General features: G+C 69.9%; 18 protein-coding genes. 5 read left to right on the forward strand and 13 right to left on the reverse strand.

The features are described 5' to 3' along the window. Positions 1 to 64: 64 nt before the first annotated feature. The gene (locus DJ017_RS05930; RefSeq protein ID WP_111527842.1) at positions 65 to 478 is read left to right on the forward strand and encodes a hypothetical protein; all 414 of its coding nucleotides are present in this window, start codon (positions 65 to 67) and stop codon (positions 476 to 478) included. Here the strand turns inward: DJ017_RS05930 and DJ017_RS05935 are convergent. The 7 genes from DJ017_RS05935 to DJ017_RS05960 all read right to left on the reverse strand — a co-directional run bounded on the left by DJ017_RS05935 (position 475) and on the right by DJ017_RS05960 (position 9,086). After that, positions 475 to 3,630 (reverse strand): efflux RND transporter permease subunit, encoded by a 3,156-nt coding sequence (locus DJ017_RS05935; protein ID WP_111527843.1) that lies wholly within the window; start codon positions 3,628 to 3,630, stop codon positions 475 to 477. The genes DJ017_RS05930 and DJ017_RS05935 overlap by 4 nt on opposite strands. Further along, positions 3,627 to 5,102 (reverse strand): efflux RND transporter periplasmic adaptor subunit, encoded by a 1,476-nt coding sequence (locus DJ017_RS05940; protein ID WP_111527844.1) that lies wholly within the window; start codon positions 5,100 to 5,102, stop codon positions 3,627 to 3,629. Before DJ017_RS05940 ends, DJ017_RS05935 begins: the two co-directional genes overlap by 4 nt. Then, positions 5,099 to 6,334, reverse strand: coding sequence for a TolC family protein (locus DJ017_RS05945; RefSeq protein ID WP_111527845.1), 1,236 nt, complete (start codon positions 6,332 to 6,334; stop codon positions 5,099 to 5,101). The genes DJ017_RS05940 and DJ017_RS05945 overlap by 4 nt, the downstream gene beginning before the upstream one ends. A 72-nt stretch (positions 6,335 to 6,406) precedes the next feature. Continuing rightward, positions 6,407 to 6,781, reverse strand: a complete 375-nt coding sequence (locus DJ017_RS20025) for a hypothetical protein (RefSeq protein WP_133255391.1) — start codon at positions 6,779 to 6,781, stop codon at positions 6,407 to 6,409. A 115-nt stretch (positions 6,782 to 6,896) separates the two neighbouring features. After that, entirely contained in the window at positions 6,897 to 7,415 is a 519-nt protein-coding gene (locus DJ017_RS05950; RefSeq protein ID WP_111527846.1) for a YybH family protein, read from the reverse strand. Positions 7,416 to 7,519: 104 nt separating this feature from the next. Beyond that, the gene (locus DJ017_RS05955; RefSeq protein WP_111527847.1) at positions 7,520 to 8,272 is read right to left on the reverse strand and encodes a Bax inhibitor-1/YccA family protein; all 753 of its coding nucleotides are present in this window, start codon (positions 8,270 to 8,272) and stop codon (positions 7,520 to 7,522) included. 142 nt (positions 8,273 to 8,414) lie between these two features. Beyond that, positions 8,415 to 9,086: a DUF6629 family protein gene (locus tag DJ017_RS05960; RefSeq protein ID WP_111527848.1), complete on the reverse strand. Its 672-nt coding sequence runs from the start codon at positions 9,084 to 9,086 to the stop codon at positions 8,415 to 8,417. Between the two features lie 132 nt (positions 9,087 to 9,218). Here DJ017_RS05960 and DJ017_RS05965 point away from each other — a divergent pair, with 132 nt between their 5' ends. From DJ017_RS05965 to DJ017_RS05980, 4 genes are read left to right on the forward strand one after another with little or no spacing between them, the layout of a single operon-like run. Continuing rightward, the gene (locus DJ017_RS05965; RefSeq protein WP_227000039.1) at positions 9,219 to 11,585 is read left to right on the forward strand and encodes a phosphoketolase family protein; all 2,367 of its coding nucleotides are present in this window, start codon (positions 9,219 to 9,221) and stop codon (positions 11,583 to 11,585) included. Between the two features lie 14 nt (positions 11,586 to 11,599). Beyond that, positions 11,600 to 12,958 carry an MBL fold metallo-hydrolase RNA specificity domain-containing protein gene (locus DJ017_RS05970; RefSeq protein WP_111527849.1) on the forward strand — a complete coding sequence of 453 codons (1,359 nt, stop codon included), beginning with the start codon at positions 11,600 to 11,602 and terminating at the stop codon, positions 12,956 to 12,958. Then, complete coding sequence (locus tag DJ017_RS05975; protein WP_111527850.1) at positions 12,955 to 14,478, forward strand: thymidine phosphorylase family protein; 1,524 nt, start codon at positions 12,955 to 12,957, stop codon at positions 14,476 to 14,478. Before DJ017_RS05970 ends, DJ017_RS05975 begins: the two co-directional genes overlap by 4 nt. After that, positions 14,475 to 15,356 carry a ribose-phosphate pyrophosphokinase gene (locus DJ017_RS05980; protein ID WP_111527851.1) on the forward strand — a complete coding sequence of 294 codons (882 nt, stop codon included), beginning with the start codon at positions 14,475 to 14,477 and terminating at the stop codon, positions 15,354 to 15,356. The genes DJ017_RS05975 and DJ017_RS05980 overlap by 4 nt, the downstream gene beginning before the upstream one ends. 11 nt (positions 15,357 to 15,367) lie before the next feature. On the opposite strand, the gene DJ017_RS05985 is transcribed toward DJ017_RS05980, so the two are convergent. The 6 genes from DJ017_RS05985 to DJ017_RS06010 all read right to left on the reverse strand — a co-directional run bounded on the left by DJ017_RS05985 (position 15,368) and on the right by DJ017_RS06010 (position 21,176). Then, positions 15,368 to 16,042 carry an RNA polymerase sigma factor gene (locus DJ017_RS05985; RefSeq protein WP_111527852.1) on the reverse strand — a complete coding sequence of 225 codons (675 nt, stop codon included), beginning with the start codon at positions 16,040 to 16,042 and terminating at the stop codon, positions 15,368 to 15,370. A gap of 153 nt (positions 16,043 to 16,195) precedes the next feature. After that, positions 16,196 to 17,389: a methionine adenosyltransferase gene (locus tag DJ017_RS05990; RefSeq protein ID WP_111527853.1), complete on the reverse strand. Its 1,194-nt coding sequence runs from the start codon at positions 17,387 to 17,389 to the stop codon at positions 16,196 to 16,198. 50 nt (positions 17,390 to 17,439) lie between these two features. Beyond that, positions 17,440 to 17,739, reverse strand: coding sequence for a hypothetical protein (locus DJ017_RS05995; protein ID WP_111527854.1), 300 nt, complete (start codon positions 17,737 to 17,739; stop codon positions 17,440 to 17,442). Between the two features lie 67 nt (positions 17,740 to 17,806). Beyond that, positions 17,807 to 20,179: a heavy metal translocating P-type ATPase gene (locus DJ017_RS06000; protein WP_111527855.1), complete on the reverse strand. Its 2,373-nt coding sequence runs from the start codon at positions 20,177 to 20,179 to the stop codon at positions 17,807 to 17,809. Between the two features lie 33 nt (positions 20,180 to 20,212). After that, complete coding sequence (locus DJ017_RS06005; protein ID WP_111527856.1) at positions 20,213 to 20,881, reverse strand: methyltransferase family protein; 669 nt, start codon at positions 20,879 to 20,881, stop codon at positions 20,213 to 20,215. A gap of 10 nt (positions 20,882 to 20,891) precedes the next feature. Next, positions 20,892 to 21,176: a DUF2933 domain-containing protein gene (locus DJ017_RS06010; protein ID WP_227000040.1), complete on the reverse strand. Its 285-nt coding sequence runs from the start codon at positions 21,174 to 21,176 to the stop codon at positions 20,892 to 20,894. Between the last annotated feature and the right edge of the window lie 5 nt (positions 21,177 to 21,181).

Genomic DNA, 21,181 nt, shown 5'->3' on the forward strand with positions numbered 1-21,181 from the left:
GCGAACCTCAGCCGCGGTGTGGAACGTTCTCCCGGCGCGTGACACGCAGCCTTTGGAGATCCACATGAAGACGATCCTGACTGCGCTCCTGGCGGCCGTGGCGCTGGGCGCGATCGCTGCGCCCGCCCTGGCCCACGAACCGGAAGAGCGCGACTATGCCCAGTACTTCGGCGGCTATCCGTCGTTCGAGGCGCTCTATCAGCACGAATACGCCGGCATCCAGCACGGCCTGCGCGACGGATCCTATTCACGCCGGGAGGCCGGCTACTTCTTCCGCCAGCTCGACGATATCCGCCGGCGCGAGGCCTACTACCGCTCGCGCGACGGCTATCTCAACCCCTGGGAAGGCCGGGACATCCAGGCGCGACTCGAGCGGCTGCACGACGTGATGCACGAGGCCCACGAGGAGGGCCACGCGCAGCAGGACGCCGAGGGCGATTGGAGCCACCGCGACTACGGCGACTATCCCCGGCGCTAGCTCGGTCGGCTCCCCGTTGCGCCGGCCCTGGGCTGGCGCAGCGGCCGCCGGCGGCGCAGGAGCAGATAGCCCGCCGGGATCACCAGCATCGACAGCAGCGGCGCGGTCAACATGCCGCCGATCATCGGCGCGGCGATCCGGCTCATGACCTCCGACCCCGCGCCGTGGCCGATGAGGATGGGCGTAAGGCCGGCGAGGATCACCGCCACGGTCATGGCTTTGGGGCGAACCCGCAGCAGGGCGCCCTCGCGGATCGCGGCTTCCGTCGCGGCCTCGCCGGGCTCGGGGCCGCGGGCCTCCAGGGCGTGCTTCAGGTAGATCAGCATGACCACGCCGAATTCCGCCGAGACGCCGGCGAGCGCGATGAAGCCGACGCCCGTGGCCACCGACTGGTGGAAGCCCAGCCCGTAGAGGATCCAGACGCCGCCGGTGAGCGCGAAGGGCAGCGTGGCCATGACCAGGCCGGCCTCGTCCCAGCGGCGGAAGGTGGCGTAGAGCAGCAGGAAGATGATCGCGAGCGTCGCCGGCACGACCAGGATCAGGCGTTGGACGGCGCGCTCCAGGTACTCGAACTGGCCCGAGTAGAGGATCGAGACGCCCGCAGGCAGCTTGACGTCCCTGGCGACGGCGCGCCGCAGATCCTTCACAACCGAGCTCAGGTCGCGGCCGCGCACGTCCACATAGACCCAGGTCGACGGTCGCGCATTCTCGGTCTTCAGCATCGGCGGGCCCTCGGCGATCTCGACGTTTGCGACTGTGCCGAGGGTGATCTGCTGGCCCGCCGGCGTCAGGATCGGGAGGCTTCGGACGCCCTCCAGGCTGTCCCTGAGCTCGCGGGGGTAGCGGACGTTGATCGGGTAGCGCGCCACGCCCTCGACCGTCTCGCCGACGTTCTCGCCGCCGATCGCGCCGGAGACGATCTGTTGCACGTCGGCGATGTTGAGGCCGTAGCGGGCGGCCGCCGCGCGGTCGATGTCGATGTCCACGTAGCGCCCGCCGGTCAGCCGCTCGGCCAGGGCCGAGCTGACGCCCGGCGTTCGCTTGGCGACGGCCTCGATGGCGGCGGCGACGCGATCCAGGTCCGCGAGGTTGGTTCCGGACACCTTGACGCCGATCGGGCTCTTGATGCCCGTCGCCAGCATGTCGATGCGGTTGCGGATCGGCGGGACCCAGACGTTGGCGAGGCCGGGGACCTTCACCCTCCGGTCGAGCTCGTCGACGAGCTTCTCCGGCGTCATGCCCGGCCGCCACTGGTCGCGGGGCTTGAACTGGATGGTGGTCTCGAACATCTCCATCGGGGCCGGGTCGGTGGCGCTTTCCGCGCGGCCGGCCTTGCCGAAGACGGTGGCCACCTCGGGCACCGTCTTGATCATCCGGTCCGTCAGTTGCAGCAGCTCGCCCGCCTTGGCCGCCGAGATGCCCGGAAGGGCGGACGGCATGTAGAGCAGGTCGCCCTCGTTCATCGGCGGGATGAACTCGCCGCCCAGACGGCTCAAGGGCCAGGCGGTGGTGGCGAAGGCCACGAGCGCGATCAGCAGCACGGTCCGGGGACGGCGCAAGGTCCAGTCGATGGCCGGCCGGTAGAGGGCGGTCAGCCAGCGGTTCACCGGGTTCTCGTGCTCGGCCGGGATCCGTCCGCGGATCAAGAGGCCCATCAGCACCGGCACAAGGGTCACCGACAGGATCGCGGCGCCGGCCATGGCGTAGCTCTTGGTGAAGGCGAGCGGCGAGAACAGCCGCCCCTCCTGCGCCTGCAGCGAAAAGATCGGCACGAACGACAGGGTGATGATCACCAGACTAAGGAAGAGCGCCGGCCCGACCTCGACGGCTGCCTCGGTGGTCACCCGCCAGCGCGTCGAGGAATCGAGAGCCTGGCCGGGGTGCTCGTGCGCCCACTGCTCCAGCCGCTTGTGGGCGTTTTCGATCATCACCACGGCGGCATCGACCATCGCGCCAATGGCGATGGCGATTCCGCCCAGCGACATGATGTTGGCGTTGACCCCCTGGATGCGCATCAGCAGCAGCGCGAAGAGCACGCCGAGCGGCAAGGTGAGGATCGCCACCAGGGCCGAACGCACGTGCCAGAGGAAGAGCGCGCAGACGAGGGCGACGATCACGAACTCCTCGATGAGCTTTTGCGTCAGGTTGGAGATGGCGCGATCGATGAGCTGTGAACGGTCGTAGGTGGTCACCACCTCGACGCCCGGCGGCAGGCTGCGCTTGAGCTCCTGCAGCTTGGACTTCACCGCTGCGATGGTCGCGCGGGCGTTCTTGCCCGAGCGCAGGATCACCACGCCGCCGGCGACCTCGCCCTGGCCGTTCAGCTCGGCGACGCCGCGGCGCATCTCCGGGCCGAGCTGGACCGTCGCCACCTCGCCGAGGCGCACCGGCACGCCGCCAGCGGCGCGCAGGGGGATGGCCCGGAAGTCGTCGAGGGTCTTCAGGTAGCCCGACGCGCGGACCATGTACTCGGCCTCGCCGAGCTCCAGCACCGAGCCGCCCGTCTCCTGGTTGGCGCGCTGGATGGCCTCGACCGCCTGTTGATGGGTGATCCCGTAGGCCGCCAGCCGCACCGGATCGAGCACGACCTGATACTGCCTGACCATGCCGCCGATGCTCGCGACCTCGGCCACGCCCGGCAGGGTCTTCAGCTCATAGCGCAGGAACCAGTCCTGCAGGCCGCGAAGCTGGGAAAGGTCGTGACGGCCCGTGCGGTCGACAAGCGCGTATTCGTAGACCCAGCCGACCCCGGTGGCGTCGGGCCCTAGGGACGCCTTGGCCGCCGCGGGCAGGCGGCTCTGCACCTGGTTCAGGTATTCCAGGACCCGGGAGCGCGCCCAGTAGAGGTCTGCCCCGTCTTCGAACAGCACGTAGACGAAGCTGTCGCCGAAGAAGGAGTAGCCGCGCACGGTCTTGGCGCCCGGGACCGACAGCATGGTGGTGGTCAGCGGATAGGTGACCTGGTTCTCGACGATCTGCGGCGCCTGGCCGGGATAGCTGGTGCGGATGATGACCTGAACGTCGGAGAGGTCCGGCAGGGCGTCCACGGCCGTGGAGCGCACCGCGAGGGCGCCGGCGATCAGGAGCGCCAGCGCGCCGAGGATGACGAGCAGCCGGCCGCGGACGGCGGCGCGGATCAGGGCGGCGATCATCGCGCGCCCGCCGGTGTGAGACGCCGCACCGTCGGCCCCTCCGGCGGCTCGTCGAACGCAAACCCGACCCGGTCGCCCACCCTGAAGCCCTTGCCCATGGCGGGGTCCGGCAGCCGGAACGTCATGGTCATTGCCGGCCACTGGGCGGCGGGAATGGCGCCGTGTGAGATCGTGATCGTCGCGGCCGTGATCGCCTCCACCCGGCCGGCGCCTTCAAAGACCTGAGGCGCGGCGTGGCCGGCGTGGCCGGCATGGGCGTCGGCGGCGCCCTGCGCGAGGGGGCGGGGACGAAGACCTGCCAGGCTCGCTTCGCTGTCGATCAGGAACTGACCGGAGGCGACCACCGTCTCGCCTTCGGAGAGGCCGGCGAGCACCTCTGTGCGGCCGTCCGCCTCGCGTCCGGTGCGGACCTCCGTCGGCGCGTAGCGCCCGTCGGGCTTGGCCAACATGACCAGCGTCCGTTTGCCGGTGCGGATCACCGCCTCGGAGGGAACCAGGAGCGCGGGTTGCAGGGTTCCGCCGAACCGGACGCTCGCGAACATGCCGGGTCGCAGGCGGCCGCCAGGGTTCGGCAGCTCGATGCGCGCGGTAAGCGTCCGGGTTTCCGCCTGCGCTTGAGGCAGGACCGCCGTCACCCGACCGTTGAAGGTCCGGCCCGGGAAGGCGGCCAGGGTGGCCGTGGCGGTCTCGCCGACCCGGATCTCGTCGGACAGGGCTTCCGGAACCGACGCATTGAGCCAGACCCGGGCCAGGCCGTTGATCTCCGCCAGCGTGGCGCCGGCGGCGACGGTCATGCCGTTGCGGACGCTGAGGGTCTTGATCACCCCGCCCGTCGGCGTCGAAACGGTGACGACATTCCGCACCCGGCCGCTGCGTTCGACCGCCGCGATCAGCGACGGCGGCATGCCCACCAACTGCAGGCGCTGGCGCGCCGCGCGGGTCAGGGCCTCGTCGCCGGTGCGGCGCATCGCCAGGAACTCGCCCTGGGCCCCGGCCCACTCGGGAACCAGGATGTCCGCCAGGGGCGCCCCGGCGCCGACGACGTCGCCCGGCGCTCGGCCGTAGACCCGCTGCACGAAGCCCGCGGCCTTGGCCTGGACGACGGCGACATCCCGGTCGTTGAAATCGAGGATACCCGCCGCCGTCACGCCGCTGGGCAAGGCGGCGCGCTCGACGGTCGCGGTCCGCACGCCGAGATTCTGGACCCGGGCCGGATCGATATGGACGCCCGCCTCGGCGGTCTCATCGGCGTACTTCGGGATGAGGTCCATGTTCATGGACGACTTACCGGGCCCCGGATAGCGCTCGTTCGGGACCATCGGGTCGTACCAGTAGAGGACCTTGCGGGCGGATGCCGGGGCGGGCGAGGACGCCGGCGCCGCGGGATGGCTGGTCAGCCGGCCTGCCGCGAAGCCGAGGCCTAGCGCGACGGCCACTCCGACCGCCGACAGGAGCAGGGTCTGGCGGCTCATTGGTCGCTCCCATAGGTCAGGACGATCCGGGCGCCGTCTCGCGCGACCAGCGCCTCGCGCTCCAGCGCCCCGAGCTTCGCGTCGGCCAGGTCGGTCAAGGCCATGCGCATGTCGTCGAAGCCGGCGCGACCGGCCGCGTAGCTGCTGAGCTCCAGGTGAGCACGCTGTTCGGCGGTGGGGACGAGGACCTCCACCGCCCTTCGCCACTGGTCGTGATGCATCACGTGGTCGGCGATGTCGGCGTCGAGGGCGGCCACCAGCGCGCGGCGGCGATCCTCGCGCTCGATCCGCATGCGGTTGCGGTCGGCCAGACGCGCCGCGATGACGGGCTCCTGGCGGGTGCTCTTGAAGAGAGGCAGGCTCACGGTTGCGCCCGCGGACACTGTGTCCCCGAACATCGGGTCGCGGCGGCCGTAGGAGACCTCAAAGCTCCAGTCCGGCCGCGTGGCTCCGCGCGCCGCGTCGACGTCGGCGTCGGCCCGCCGCTCGGCGGCCTCCGCTATGAGCAGGATCGGATGGCGGTCCAGCGCGGCGTGCAGCGCCGCAGGATCGACGTCGTAATGGGGCGCCTCTCCCGCGGTGGTTGGGGCTCGATCGCCGGTCCAGCGCGAGAGCTCCGCCCGGGCCTTGGCGACGGCGGCGACCAGTTCGCTTCGCCGATCGGCGAAGGTCGCCTGCAGGCGCCTCGGTTCGAGGCCGACGGCCGGCCGGGAGGCGCCCGACGCCACGCTGGCCGGCTGCGCCGACCAGAGGTCCTTCAGTCCGCCCACCAGCTGGTCCAGAGCAGCGAGCCGTCGCTCGGCATAGGCGAGGTCGATCCATGCGAGCGCAGCGGCCACCCGCACATTGCGCTGCTGCAGGGTCGCCTCCGCCTCGGCGACACCGATCTCGGCCGATCCGGCGGCGACTTCGGCGCGCCGGCGCGCGGCGTTGGGGACGTCCTGCACGACGCCGACCTTGGCCATGGTCATCTCGTCGGCGTTCAAGCGCCCCGCGGGCGGACCGGAGACCGGGAAGTTGTCGACGCCGACGCTGAGCTTCGGATCGGGCAGGCGGCCGGCCGCGTGGGCGGCAGCCCGCGCGGCGTCCACCTTCAGGGCGCTCGCCTGAAGGCTGGGCGCGGACCGGGCTGCTAGGTCCAGCGCGCCGGCGTAGGTGAGGGGCTCTGCGGCGGCGGGGGCCGCGGCCAGCGCCGCGACCGCCGCGAGGGGCAGCCATCGATGGGAGGACATGGTTCCGACAACTCCGGGGACACCGCGCAGGGCGGCGGGCGCCGGCGGTGGCGACCGCCGGGTCTGAGGAGGTCAGAGCTGGATGGGGGGCCTCAGACTTCGGTCGGGCGGGCGCGAGGCGGCCGGCAGCTCGTCCAGCGGCGCGAAACGAAAACGCTCAGCCGTGACCGGAGCGAGGGGAATCGACGTCGCGCCGGGAAGGCCGATGGCCGAGACTGTGGCGAGACAGGCGACGTCGGGTTTGCATGGCAAGTGCGAACCGCCGTCCCGCACCGGCGCGGGGGGCGTCGCGGCGGTGGCGGCTGTGGTCGAAGCCTTGGCCATCATCGGGCAGTCGGGCGGGCATGGATCGCAAGACGCCCCCGCAGATGGGGCGGCCGTCGCGGCCAGCGGAATGGCCAGGATGGCCAGTATCGCCAGCAGCCGGACTACGAGCTTGACCGACATGGGTTCCCAAATAGCACCGTCGCCGACAGGACGTCCATCGCCGACCGTACCCTCTGATAGCGAGCCCATCGACCCGCCGCTTTGATCTGCCTCATGCGCCGCGCTTCCGTAGGCCTCAGCGGAGCGGGGGCGACGCCGCGCGGGAGGACCAGTGGATGTGGACGATCCGCCAGCCCTCCGGGGTTCGACGAAGGATCATCGTCTCGGTGGTGAGGCGATCGACGACCTTCTCTCCCGACTGGCTGCGCACGCGCCCCTCCGTCGCGATCCAGGCGAGGCCGCCTGAAGCCGCGCCCGTCCGTTGCTGCGGGGTCGACTCCGCGGCGCCCTCGAATTTCGCGTCGGCGGCAAGGTGCGCCGCGGCATAGTCCGCCTTGGACCGTTCCGCGCCGCCGGCCTCGAACACCAGAACGTCGCTCGCCAGGAGCGCGGCGGCCTTGTCCGGTTCGCCCGTCTTCAGCGCCGCGTGGAAGGCGTCGACGACGCGTGCGGCGGCTGCCGCTTCCCCGGCCAGCGCCCAGGCATGCCGCGCCGCGGGCGCCGCGCCGGATGGGTGGGACAGGGCGATCGTCGGCGCCATTGCGCCGAGGGCGACTGCTGTGGCGGCGAGCCAGGCGGGTGTCGTGGGGGTCATGGAAATCCTGTTTGAGCCATCGCGCGGCGCGCCCAGGCAAGATCGTTCAACGGACCGGCGTGCTCAAGCGCGTGGAACCGCGGGGCGAGCGCCGCCTGCGCAGTTCAGCGCCTTTGTCCGAACAGATTCAGCAGGAACTGGAAGAGGTTGACGAAGTCGAGATAGAGGCTGAGCGCGCCATAGCTGCTGGCCGCGCCCAAGGCCGCCGCGTCGCCGCCCAGCTGGTGATAGGTGAGCTTCAGCCGTTGCGTGTCGTAGGCGATGAGCCCTGCAAAGATGAGGACGCCGATGGCGCTGATCGCGAACGAGAAGCCCGGCGGGTTCCAGAACATCTGCACCAGCATGGCGACGACCAGCCCCAAGAGACCCACCAGGAGGAAGCTCCCGAAACCCGTCAGGTCCTTCTTCGTCGTGTAGCCGAAGAGGCTGAGGCCGCCGAACGCTGTCGCGGTGATCAGGAAGGTCGTGGCGAGCGAGGCGCCCGTGTAGACGAGGCCGACGACGCCCAGGGAGGCGCCGATCAGGGCGCTGATGGTCCAATAGAGCAGGCTCGCGCCACGCGCAGTGGGTGTCCGCATGGCGAACATGGAGCCCAAGAGGACCACGATCGGCGCGAAGGCGACGATCATGCCGATCAGCGTGTAGCCGACGAAGCGCCCGTCGGCGGTGGTCCGGAACATCGCGTCCCGCACCGGCGGGACCATGCTCGTCAGGTAGGCCAGGCCGGCGGAGAGAACGAGCCCGAGCGCCACCTTGTTGTAGACGCCGATCATGAACCGGCGGAGTCCCGCGTCGAGCGACATGTCCAAGCGTTCTGGCGCCACCCGGTCGAGCGCGCTTTGGTCGAGATGCGTCATCTCAGTCTCCCGTGTCGCCCTCGCGCACCCGTGACGGCTGCTTCTAACGACGCGGGTTCCGGCCAGATCTTACGCCGGCCCGGAGCGACGCCGCGGCGAGCGGGGGCGACACGGATGCGATCCTGTTGGCGGCCCGGCGCCTTCAACACGGCTGCGGCGCAGGCGACGCAGCGCGCCGCAGCGCCCACAGGAGGTAGGCCGAAGCCACCGCGCCCCCGAAGCAGAAGACCGAGATGTAGGCCCACTGGAAGAACCCCACCGTGATGGCGAGCACGAGCCCCACGAGGCCGCCGAAGATCTTCAAGCGGCGGTCGGACGCCAGCAGCAGCGGGGCCAGGAGGATGAAGACGTAGAGGAGGTAGGTCATCGGGCGGCTGATGATATCATCCAGCAGCTCGACATCGCTGTAGCGGATCGCGTGTTCGAGCAAGGTGACCTTCAGCCAGCCTTGATGGGTCAGGTAGGGGAGGAACTGGACGCTTCCGAGCATCCCGCCCAGGACGGCAAAGATGAGGTACGGCGCATGCCGCCGCGGCGGCTCGGTGAAGTAGACGGAGATGGGGATCCAGACCGGCCAGCCGATCCAGGCGAAGAACATGTAGTAGAGGGAAAAGACCGCGGTCGACGCCACGTCGTTGTGGGCGCCAGCGATCCAGATCATGCCCTCGGCGAATTGCTGGAAGCCCAGCAGCATCGGAAGCGCTGCGATCCCGACGAAGCGGCGGTCGTCGCGCCACGTACGCCAGATCGCGAATGCTCCGGCCGGGACGAGCACGGCGGCCGCGGTGAAGCTGACTGGGGCCGAGAGGCACATCGCTGCCGGGTTCTCCGATTGGGGTCTCACACAGACGATGTTTGTCCATGCCGCGCAAGCTCGTTGGCTGTAAGCGATCGATCGCCCATACGTCCTACCCTACAACGCCCTGAGGCGTGCGGAGGTGATTGCGTGAGCCGAAAATGGGCCGACGATTGGACGCGCGGGTTCGGCCTGCTTCGGCGTGATCCGGCGACCATCGAACGGATCGCCGTGCTCGTCGAACGGCTGGTTCAGCGCGGCGTCTGGCCGGATCCGGAATCCGTGTACCGGGTCCTGGCGGCTGCGGATCGGCTGACGCGCGCGGCCATGTGGTTGGTCGTTCACATGACCTACGCAAGGCGCGTGGACCTGTCCGGCGCCCCCCTGCCGGAGGAAGCCTTCAAGGACGATCCGGAAGGCCACACCGGCGGTTCGCTTAACATGGTTCCGGCCTTCGTGGGCTACCTGACCGCCAATGTGCTGTCGGGCGCCACCCGCTCCTGGGTGATGGGTCAGGGGCACTGCGTTGCGGCCATCGAGGCTGTGAACGTGCTGACCGGGGATGTCTCGGACGTCGAGCGGACGCGATACCCCCGCACGGAAGCGGGCCTCTCGCAGCTCGTGTCCGACTTCTACGGCTATCAGATCCGTCCCGACGGTCGGCCCGCGGCGCCGTTGGGCAGCCACCTCGGGCCAACGACCGCGGGCGCCGTCGCGGAGGGCGGCTACCTCGGATTCGCCGAGCTGCAGTACGTCCACATGCCACTGCGGGGTGAGAGCCTCGTGGCGTTCCTGAGCGACGGGGCGTTCGAGGAGCAGCGTGGGTCGGACTGGGCGCCGCGCTGGTGGCGGGCGGAGGACTGTGGCCTCGCCACGCCGGTGATGATCCTGAACGGCCGCCGGATCGAGGAGCGGAGCGAGATCGAGCAGGAGGGCGGCGCGACGTGGCTGGAATGTCACCTGTCGATGAGCGGGTTCGATCCGATGGTGATCGACGGACACGACCCGGCGGCCTTCGCCTGGGCGATCCTCGAGGCCGAGGAGCGTGTGAAACGCTTCACGGCCGACCCCGAGCGCCGGTATCCAGCCCCGCTGCCCTACGTGATCGCGCGGGCTGTAAAGGGTTTCGGCTTCCCGGGCGCTGGGACGAACCGCGCGCACAACCTGCCCCTGGAGGGCAACCCGCGGCAGGACGCCATCGCGCGGGACACCTTCAATGCCGCATCCGCATCCCTGTTCGTCCCCAAGCGCGAGCTCGCGGCGGCCATCGACGTCCTGAGGACCCATGACGTCCAGCATCGGCCGTTGGAGAGCCGCCACGCCGCGGCGACGCGCAACCCGCCAGCCCTGTGCGCGCCACCCCCAGCTTGGACGGAGGTCGCGGCCTCGCCGATGGACGCGCTCGACGCCTGGGTCGTCGGCCTGGTCGACGCCAATCCCGGACTGCGCCCGCGGGTGGGGAACCCCGACGAGCTGCGCAGCAACCATATGGGCCGCACGCTCGATCGGCTGAAGCATCGGGTGAACCGGCCGGAGCCTGGCGCCGCGGAAGCCATCGACGGGGCGGTGATCACGGCGCTCAACGAGGAGGCGGTCTGCGGCGCAGCGCTCGGCAACAAGGGCGGCCTCAACCTGATCATCTCCTACGAGGCCTTCGCCGTGAAGATGCTCGGCGCGCTTCGCCAGGAGATCGTCTTCGCCCGTCGCCAGAAGGAGGTCGGGGTTCCGCCCCAGTGGATCTCCATCCCGCTGATCGCGACGTCGCACACCTGGGAGAATTCCAAGAACGAGCAGTCGCACCAGGATCCCACCCTCGTCGAGGCGCTGCTGGGGGAGATGTCCGACACCGCGCGGGTGCTGTTCCCCATCGACGCCAACAGCGCGGTCGCGGGGCTGGCCGAGGTCTATCGGACCCGCGGAGAGATCGCCTGCCTGGTCGTGCCGAAGCGACCGCTCCCGGCGCTTCTTGCCGGCCCGATCGCTATGGAATTCGCGACGCGAGGCTGGGGCCACCTGGCCGGCGATCCGGCTGAAGCCGACGTGCAGATCGTGGCCGTCGGCGCCTATCAGGCCATAGAGGCCTTGGAGGCGTGCAATCGTCTACAGGCCCGCGGCCACCGCGCCTGTGTGACGGCGGTGCTGGAGCCTGGCCGCTTGCGGGCGCCGCGAGACTCGCTCGAAGCGGCCGCTACGCTGGGCGAGGCGGCGTTGAACTCCGCCTTTCCTCCAGACCTGCCGCGCGTCCTGGTGACCCACACGCGGCCGGAACCCATGCAGGGCCTGTTGCGCCGGATCGATCCGGGTCGGGATCGGATGCTCTCGCTGGGCTACATCGGCCGGGGCGGCACCCTCGATGTCTTCGGCATGCTCTTCGCCAACCGCTGCACCTGGGGACACATCGTCGACGCGGCGGCGAAGGTCATGAAGGCTCCCCTCTCCGATCTCCTCGACCCCTGCGAAGCCACCGCTGTCGCGGGCAAGACCAACCCCCGCGCGCTCCAGGCGAGCCTCGGCTGAACAAGGAATCCCAAGTGATCACACTCACCAGCCTCGGCGGCGCCGGCACCGTCACCGGTTCGAAACATCTGCTGGAGGCGGACGGACAGCGGCTGCTGGTCGACTGCGGCCTGTTCCAGGGCCTGAAGCGCCTGCGCGAGCAGAACTGGCAGCCGCTGCCGATCCCGGCGGCCTCCATCGATGCGGTCGTGCTGACCCACGCGCACCTGGACCACTCCGGCTATCTGCCGAGATTGGTGAAGGACGGCTACCGCGGGCGTATCCACGCCAGCTCGGCCACCAGCGATGTCGCCGAGCTGATCTTGAAGGACAGCGCCCACATCCAGGAGAAGGACGCCGAGGACGCCAACCGGCACGGCTACAGCAAGCACAAGCCGGCGCTGCCGCTTTACGGCGTCCACGACGCAGAGCGGACGATGGAGCTCTTCTCGGACGTCGCGTTCCACGAGGAGACCCGGGTCGCCGGCGGAGCCCGGGTGACGCTGCGCCGCGCGGGCCACATCCTGGGCGCCGCCACAGTCCAGGTCGACTGGAAGGGGACGAAGGTGGTCTTCTCCGGCGACCTCGGCCGCTACGGCGACGCCACGATGGTCGATCCCGAACCGGTCGAGGAGGCGGACTATCTTCTGGTGGAATCCACCTACGGCGATCGCAAGCACGAGACGCGCGATCCGGACGAGGCGCTTGGCGACATCATCGAGCGGACCACCCAGCGCGGCGGTACGGTGATCATCCCCACCTTCGCGGTCGGACGGGCCCAGTCGCTGCTCTACCACCTCTGGAAGCTGAAGCAGGCCGGACGGCTGGGGCTCGTCCCCATCTATCTGGACAGCCCGATGGCGATCAATGCCACGGACCTGCTGTGCAAGCACCTCGAAGACCATCGCCTGCCGCCGGATGTCTGTTCAGCATCGTGCGACATCGCCACCTACGTCCGGGATGTCGAGCAGTCCAAGGCCGTGACGGCCGACCGGATGCCGAAGGTCATCCTCGCCGCCAGCGGCATGGCCACGGGCGGCCGGGTGCTGCACCACATCAAGGCCTATGGCCCGGACCACCGGAACACCATCCTGTTCTCCGGTTTCCAGGCCGCCGGCACCCGCGGCCGAGCGATGGTCGAGGGCGCCAAGGAGGTCAAGATCCACGGCCAGTGGATCCCGATCAACGCCGAGGTCCAGAATCTGCAAATGCTGTCGGCCCACGCCGACGCCGACGAGATCCTGCGCTGGCTGTCCGGCTTCCGGCGGCCGCCCAAGAAGACCTTCATCATCCACGGGGAGCCCAACGCCTCGGACGCGCTGCGCCTGAAGATCGAGGACAAGCTCGGCTGGGATTGCGTCGTCCCGCAAATGATGGAGCCGCATACGCTGTGAGCCTCGATCCGCATTCCCCCAGAGGCGCGCACCAGCTGCGCGCCCGGCGGCTGGGCCTCTTCGCACAGCACGAGTCGATCGTCCTGATGCGGCGCGACTGCCATGTGTGCCGGGCGGAAGGGCTGTCCGCCCGCTCCCAGGTCCAGCTCATGGCCGGCGGTCGCGAGGTCTACGCCACCCTCTATCAGCTGGATGGCGACCTCCTCGAGCTGGACGAGGCCGCGCTTTCCGAGGAGGCGTGGCGCCTGCTCGGCGTGGCCCCGGGCGCGCCGATCCAGGTCCGCCACGCGCCGGCGCTGGAATCGATGTCGAGCGTCCGGCGGCGGATCTACGGTTCGCGCCTGGACGACCCCGCCATCGGCGCGATCGTCCGCGACGTCGCGGCGGGGCGATACACCGACGTGCACCTCGCCGCGTTCCTGACCGCCTCGTCGGCTCTACAGCTCGATGAAAGCGAAACCATCTCTCTCACCAAGGCCATGGTCGACGTCGGGGATCGCCTGAGCTGGAAGGCCGACATGGTCGTCGACAAGCATTGCGTCGGCGGTCTGCCGGGCAACCGGACCACGCCTATCGTGGTCGCGATCCTGACCGCCTGCGGGCTGGTCTGCCCGAAAACCTCCTCGCGCGCCATCACCTCGCCGGCCGGCACCGCCGACACCATGGAGACCCTGGCGCCGGTCGAGCTCGATCTTGCGGCCATGCGCCACGTAGTCGACGCCGAAGGCGGCTGCATCGTCTGGGGCGGCACGGTGAACCTCAGCCCAGCCGACGATATCTTCATCCGCGTCGAGCGCGTGCTGGACGTCGATACCGAAGGCCAGCTGGTCGCTTCCGTGCTCTCCAAGAAGATCGCTGCGGGGTCCAACCACGTGGTGCTCGATCTTCCGGTCGGACCAACGGCCAAGGTGCGGTCCGCGGAGGCGGGCGAGGAACTGGCCGAACGCCTCTCGCACGTCGCCACGCACTTCGGCGTGAAGACCCGATGCGTGCTCACCGACGGCAGCCAGCCGGTCGGTCGTGGCGTCGGGCCGGCGCTGGAAGCCTTCGATGTCCTCGCGGTGCTGCAGAACGCCCCCGAGGCGCCCCAGGACCTGAGCGCGCGAGCCTGTCTCCTGGCGGGCGCCGCGCTCGAGCTCGCCGGCGTCGCAAAGGCGGGGGAGGGCGCGGTCCTCGCCGAGGCGGTCCTTGCCGACGGCCGGGCCTGGGCGAAGTTCAAGGCGATCTGCGACGCTCAGGGGGGGATGAGGACGCCGCCCACGGCGGGGCTCCAGTCGCCGATCCTTGCGCGCCGCTCCGGTCGCGTGGTTCACATCAACAATCGCCAGATCGCCACCCTGGCGAAGCTCGCGGGCGCGCCGGAGCGCAAGGCCGCCGGCCTGACACTCGAGGTGCGTCTGGGCGATGAGATCGGCGCCGGACAGCCGCTGCTCACCCTCCACGCGGAATCCGACGGGGAGCTCGCCTACGCGCTCGACTACGCCAGCGCGCACCCCGATCTGGTGGAGATCCAGGCGTGACCGCGGGCCCGTTCGTCTTCGCCTTACCGGGGTCGGAACGGCAAGGCCGCGACCTCGCGGACCGGCTGGGCGCCGAGACGGGCGTCCTCGAAACGCGGCGGTTCCCGGACGGGGAGTCCTATGTGCGGATCGTCTCCGTCGTTGCGGGACGCGACGTGGCTCTCGTCTGCTCCCTGGCGAGGCCGGACGACCAGTTCCTGCGCCTGGTGTTCGCCGCGCGCACGCTGCGCGAGCTCGGCGCGTCGCGCATCACCCTGGTCGCGCCCTATCTGGCCTACATGCGCCAGGACAAGCAGTTCCATTCCGGCGAGGCGGTGACCTCGACCTACTTCGCCGACCTGCTGTCGCGTGAGGTCGATCGCGTGATCACGGTGGATCCGCATCTGCATCGCCACAAGGCGCTCGCCGAGATCTACGCCGTACCGGCCGTGGCCCTGCATGCTGCGCCCCTGCTCGCCGACTGGATCGCCGCCAACGTCGCGCAGCCGCTGGTCATCGGGCCGGACCTCGAGAGCGAGCAGTGGGTGGCGGACGTCGCCGGCCGCTCAGAGGCCCCCTATGTGGTGCTCCGCAAGGCGCGCCGGGGCGATCGGAACGTCGAGATCGCGACTCCTGACCTGAGCCAGTGGGCTGGGCGCCAGCCGGTGCTGATCGACGACATCGCCTCTTCAGGGCGGACCTTGATCGAGGCCGCCCGCGGGCTCGCCGCCCAGGGCTTTCGACCGCCCGTCTGCGTGGTCGTCCATGCGCTCTTCGCCGATGACGCTTACGCCGAATTGTCGGGTGTCGCCGAGCGCATCGTTTCCACCGACGCGGTCACCCATCCGAGCAACGGCATTCCGCTCGCCGGCTTGCTGGCGGACGCCGTGCGGACCTGACCCGGGCCGATTCAGGCCGCCATGCCATCGATGAAGCGCGCCGCCAGCGGGCAGGGCGTGGCGCAAGCCGCGCACCGGGCCTTCATCGCCTGGCGGAGCGCCTCGCGGGCACGGTGCACGCGCACGCCCGCATTGTTGGCGGTGATCGCCAGGTCGGCGGCGATCGCCTTAAGGGGCGTTTCCTGCAGCTCGGCGCGGCGCAGCAATGCGGCCGTCTCGGGCTTCAGGCCGTCGATGGCGCGGCTCAGGCAGTCCAGCGGCCGGTCGAGCGCCTCCGGTTCCTCAGGCGCACAGATCGGCTCAGCTCGCACGCTCTCCTGCAGCCGGGCGCGACCGGCGTTGCGGCGATAGCGATCGAAGAGGGCGTTGCGCAGCGTGATGGCGAGCCAGGCCTCGACCTTGCTGAGGTCGGTGAGCCGACCCGCCCCCTGGATGGCTTTCAGCGCAAATTCCTGCAGCACATCTTCGGCGTCCTCCCGCGAGCGCAGGCGGCTCCGCAGGAAGCGCAGATGGCCCGGCCGGCCCGCCCGCAGACGCATTTCCACGAGGCGCAGCACCTCTTCCGGCCGCGCGACGCCTGAGACGAGGTGAACGCCCCGATCATCTGCCGGAACGGCGGCGGTACAGGCGGTCGCTACAAGTGACATCGGCGGTCGTCCCTTCAGGATGGCCGCAAAGTGCCCCATGCTCGCCGAGCAAGCCTTGCGCTAGATCAATTGCCTTAAGCAGTGAAAAAGAACTCGCGTACACGGTATAAGTACCTACCAAGTATTCCAATCATGGGAAGGTCGCGAAGGTCAGCTTCACATCGTTGGAAGGTTGGCCTCGACCCGGGCGACCTAGTAGAGGCCGACCTCGCCGGACACGAAGGCCTCCACGCGGGCGCCTAGGCCGCCCAGCGTTTCGGCGGCGATCGCCCGGGCGGCGTCGTGAACTTCGACCCGAATATCGCGCGCGGGATGGTCGATCCGCACCTCGACGACGGCCGGCTCGGTGATCGGCGCGCCGATCTGACTCACGAGAAGACATTCGGCTCGGGCGGCGCCCGGGATCGTCTCCACGATCCGACGGGCGATGTCGCGCGCCGCCACGTTGTAGATCTTGCCGACGTGGCTGACGGGGTTCTTGCCGGCCGCCGCCTCGAGGCTCATCGGCCGCCCCGGGGTGATGAGGCCATTGATGCGATTGCCGCGGCCCACCTGGCCGTCGTCGCCCGCCTCGGCCGACGTCCCGGTCACCGTGAGGTAGACCTCGCCGGCCTCGGGCCTGTCGCCGGCGTTGACGGTCACCTCGCAGGACTCGAAGGGGAAGGCGCCGGCGGTCTCGACCGCGAGACGCTCGATGGCGGCCGTCTCGGCGAGATAGGCGTCGAGGTCGGCGAGATGGCGTCCGATCAGGGCGCAGGAGATGGTCAGGCGCACGTGCGCCCCGATCCGGACCCCCATGACCTTGGTGTCTTCGCCCCAGGCGGGCCTGCCATTGGCATGCGCCCGCGCGGCGATGGCCGCGTCCACGGCGAGGACCAGCTGCTCGAGCGGGCTCAGGGGGGCGTAGCCGACGCCGATCGAGGTGTCGTTGGCGCGCGGCACATCGGCGGCTCCGCGGTTGAAGAGGCCCTGCAGATCCGCCGAGCCGGGATGGATCACCGGGTGGATGCGCGCGTGTCGATCCACATCCAGGGCATGGAGATGCTCCCCCAGCCACCGCCGCGCGCCCTCGATGGCGATGTCCGCGACCGGGACGTCCTTGCCGCCGGCCGTCGTTGTGGCGCGGCCGGCGAGATAGATCTCGAGCGGGCGCTCGACGCGCCCGCCGCCGAACGCCGGGGCTGAGCGTCCGGCGCTCAGCAGGGCCTTGTCGACGTTGTGGTGGAGGATGGTCCCGAACCGTTCGCGATAGGCGCGGCAGAGGTCGCGCGAGAGCTGCTCGGCGAGCGCGTCGCAGATGGTGTCAGGATGGCCCGCGCCCTTGCGCTCGACCACCTCGACGACGCTCGCGCTCGACGCGAGCGGTGTCAGGACGAAGTCTCGCATGACGGGGGCAGATGACAGGTGGCGTCGGTACGGCCGGAGCGGCCGCCGCCTTAGCCGCGCTGTCCGGCGAAGGTGTTGTAGAGCAGGCCGCAGAACACGGCGACGTACCAGCCGCAAGCGAACGCCCAGGCCGCGCCGGCGACGATCAGCGCCGGGCTCGTCCAGTCCAGGCTCGGATAGAGCGCCCCGAGGAAGTGGAGGTTCTCCAGGCCTGGCAGGAACCCGCCGAGCGCGCAGAGCAGGAAGGTCACGGCCAGGAAGATGGATAGCGAAAGTCCCAGCGGGACGATCGCCACGCCGCCGCGATGCGCGGCGCCGGTCTGGCGGGACTGATCGAGGGTGGTCGACATGGTGTCTCCTCCGATGGCTCGACCGTTCTGAGCGGCCGCACGGAAGGACGCGCGCCGCCGCCAAACCTTACGGCGGGGCTAGGCGCGCGCCCGGCTGGGGTCGCCCCGCGCCGCCCGTCTTCGCGCCGAGCCGGGTGCGCTTCAGCAGGAGGGCGTTGACCGCCACCAGGGCCGAGCTGCCGGACATCGCCAGGGCGGCGACCTCGGGGCTCAGGGTGATCGGATAGAGCGCGCCCGCGGCCAGCGGGAAGGCGATGACGTTGTAACCCACCGCCCACCAGAGATTCTGGTGCATCTTGCGCAGGGTGGCCCGCGAGAGCTCGATCGCCTTGACCACGTCGGCCGGATCGCTGCGCATCAGCACCACGTCGGCGCTCTCGATGGCGACGTCGGTGCCGGCGCCGATGGCGAAGCCGACGTCCGCCTGGGTCAGGGCGGGGGCGTCGTTGACGCCGTCCCCGACGAATCCTACCCGGTGCTTCTGGGCCTGCAGTTCCTTGACCTTGGCGGCCTTCTCGCCCGGCAGCACTTCGGCCAGCACGATGTCGATGCCGAGCTCGGCGGCGACCCGACTGGCCGTGCCCTTGTTGTCGCCGGTGATCATCGCGACCTTCACGCCGAGATCCTGCAGCCGCTGGATTGTGGCTTTCGCCGTGGGCCGCGGCGCATCGGCCACGGCGATGATGCCGATGACCCGCCCGTCCCGGACGATGTGCACGACGGTGCGGCCGGCTCCCTGGAGGCGCTCGGACTCCGCCGCCAGCTCGCCCAGCTCGACGCCGTTGTCGGCCAGCAGCATCTGGTTGCCGGACAGGACCTGGCGGCCGTCGACCTCGCCCTTGAGGCCCTTGCCGCCGAAAGACTCGAAATTGCGCGCGGTCTTGACCGGCAGCCCTTCGGCGCGGGCGAGGACAGCTTTGGCGATGTGGTGCTCGGAACCCTGTTCCAGGGCCGCCGCGGTCGAGAGGAGGTCGGCCTCGTCGATCCCGGCCGCCGGCGTGAGCTGCACGACCTTGGGCTCCCCCGTCGTCAGGGTGCCCGTCTTGTCGAACACCACCACGTCGAGCTTCACGGCCTCCTCGAGGGCGGCGGCGTCCTTGATCAGGATGCCGTTTGCCGCGCCCAGGCCGGTGCCGACCATGATCGCCATGGGCGTGGCCAGACCCAGCGCATCCGGACAGGCGATGACGAAGACCGTGATGGTGAGGGTTAGGGCGAAGAGCAGCGTCTGGCCGATCACCCAGAACCAGACGACGAAGGTCGCGAGCCCAACAACAATGGCCGTCAGCACCAGCCATTGCGAGGCGCGGTCGGCGAGCAGCTGCGCCGGCGCCTTGGAGTTCTGGGCCTCCTGCACCAGCTTGACGATCTGGGCCAGGGCCGTGTCGGCGCCGACCTTGGTGGCGCGATAACGGAAGGCGCCGGTCTTGTTGATGGAGCCCCCGATCACGGTGTCGCCGACCCCCTTCGAGACGGGGAGCGATTCTCCGGTCAGCATCGACTCGTCGATCTCGGACGATCCGTCTTCGATCGCGCCGTCCACGGGGATTTTGCCGCCCGGCCGCACCATGACCACGTCGCCGACCACAACTTCCGACGTGGGCACCTCGCGTTCCATGCCGTCGCGCAGGACCTTGGCGGTGGGCGGCGCGAGGTCCATCAGCCGGCGGATCGCCTCGGAGGCGCCGGCGCGGGCGCGCATCTCCAGCCAGTGGCCCAGCAGGATGAAGACCAACAGCAGGGCCGAGGCCTCGTAGAACTGCTCCCCCTCGAAGAAGAAGGTCGCCCCGACGCTGAACAGATAGCCGGTGCCGACGCTCAGGAGGACCAGCACGGCCATGTTGAAGACGCGCTTGCGCAGGGCGCGCACCGCGGCGACGAAGAACGTCCAGCCGGGGTAGAGGATGGCCGCGCTCGCCAGGACGAACAGCGTCGGCTTCAGCGGCCACCCGAACGGCGGCGCCACCCGCAGCGCCTCCATGCCCATCGGGGCCAGGAAGAAGATCGGGATCGTGAAGACCAGCGCGACGAGGAACCGGTTGCGCATGTCGCGGGCCATGGCGGCCATGTCCATGCCCGCGCCGTGACCCATGTCGGCCATGTCGGCCATGTCGTCGTGATCGGCGTGGCCGCCGGCCGCGCCGGGCGTGGCCGCGTGCCGGTGCGCGTGGGCCGGCGCCGGGTGCGAGACCGCCCCGCCCGTTGTCGCGCAGACGTGCTGCGGGACCAGTTCGCCGCGGCAGTGGAAGCCGCAGTCGCGCACCGCCTGCTCCAGTTCCCCGGCGCTGACCGCCGCCTCGTCATAGTCGATGCTGGCCGAGGCGGAGGCGAAGTTGGCGGTGGCGCTGCGGACCCCTTTGAGGGCGCGCAGGTGCTTCTCGATGACGAGCGGATCGAGCGGGGTCCGGAAACCCGACACATCGACGGTGATGGTGCGCATGGAACTCGGTCGGGCTGGAGGGGCGGGACGACGTCAGGAACGTCCGAGGGCCGGGCCCGACGATCGGTCCCGACGCCCGAGCCGCGGGAAGAAGGCCGGCGTCGCACGCTTGTAGGCGGCGTACTGCTCGCCGAAGGTCGCCAGGGCCTCCTTTTCCTCGTTCATCGCGAGGCGCCAGTACATGAACACCAGGAACGGGAACATCGCGACGGTGAGGATCGTCGGCCACTCCAAGAGGAAGCCGAACATCACCAGGATGAAGCCGTCGTACTGCGGGTGGCGGATCCTGCTGTAGAGGCCGGTGGTGGCCAGCTTGCCCTCCCGCTGAGCGCGGTAGAGCACGCTCCAGCCGGCTGAGATCAGCCAGAAGCCGCCGCCGATGAACAGCGCGCTGATGATGTGGAACGGGCCGAAGTGTGGGTTCGCTTTCCAACCGAACATCATCTCCAGCAGATGCCCGGCGTCGTGGCTGAACCAGTTCACGTTCGGATAGCGGCTCTGCAGCCAGCCCGAGAGCACGTAAATGGTCAGCGGGAAGCCGTACATCTCGGTGAAGAGCGCGATGAGGAAGGCGCTGAACGCGCCGAAGGAGCGCCAGTCCCGGCCCGTCTTTGGCTTGAAGAAGGTGAACGCGAAGAAGATGAACACCACCGAGTTCAGGATGACGAGCGACCAGAGGCCGTAGGCTTGTGGCTCCTGCATGGGAAGCTCCTCAGGACTGGTGCTGATGGGTGGGTTGCGTCGGGGGCGCGTCCGTCTGGGACGGGCCGGCCTTGTCGCCAGGGCCGTGACCGCCAGAGCCGCCGTGACCGCCATGGGCGCCGTGGCCGCCATGCATGGTCATGTGCAGAAGCGGGCAGGCGAGCAGGAAGAGGAACGGCAAATAGCCCAGGAGATGCACCCGGTGTTCCCCGAAGAAGAGATAGGCCATGGCCGCGCCGAGCGCGGCGATCATGAGACCGCGCAGGAGGCGTCTTGAGTTGGGTTGGTCGGGCACGGTCT

This window comes from Phenylobacterium soli, from assembly GCF_003254475.1.
GTDB classification, from domain to species: domain Bacteria; phylum Pseudomonadota; class Alphaproteobacteria; order Caulobacterales; family Caulobacteraceae; genus Phenylobacterium; species Phenylobacterium soli.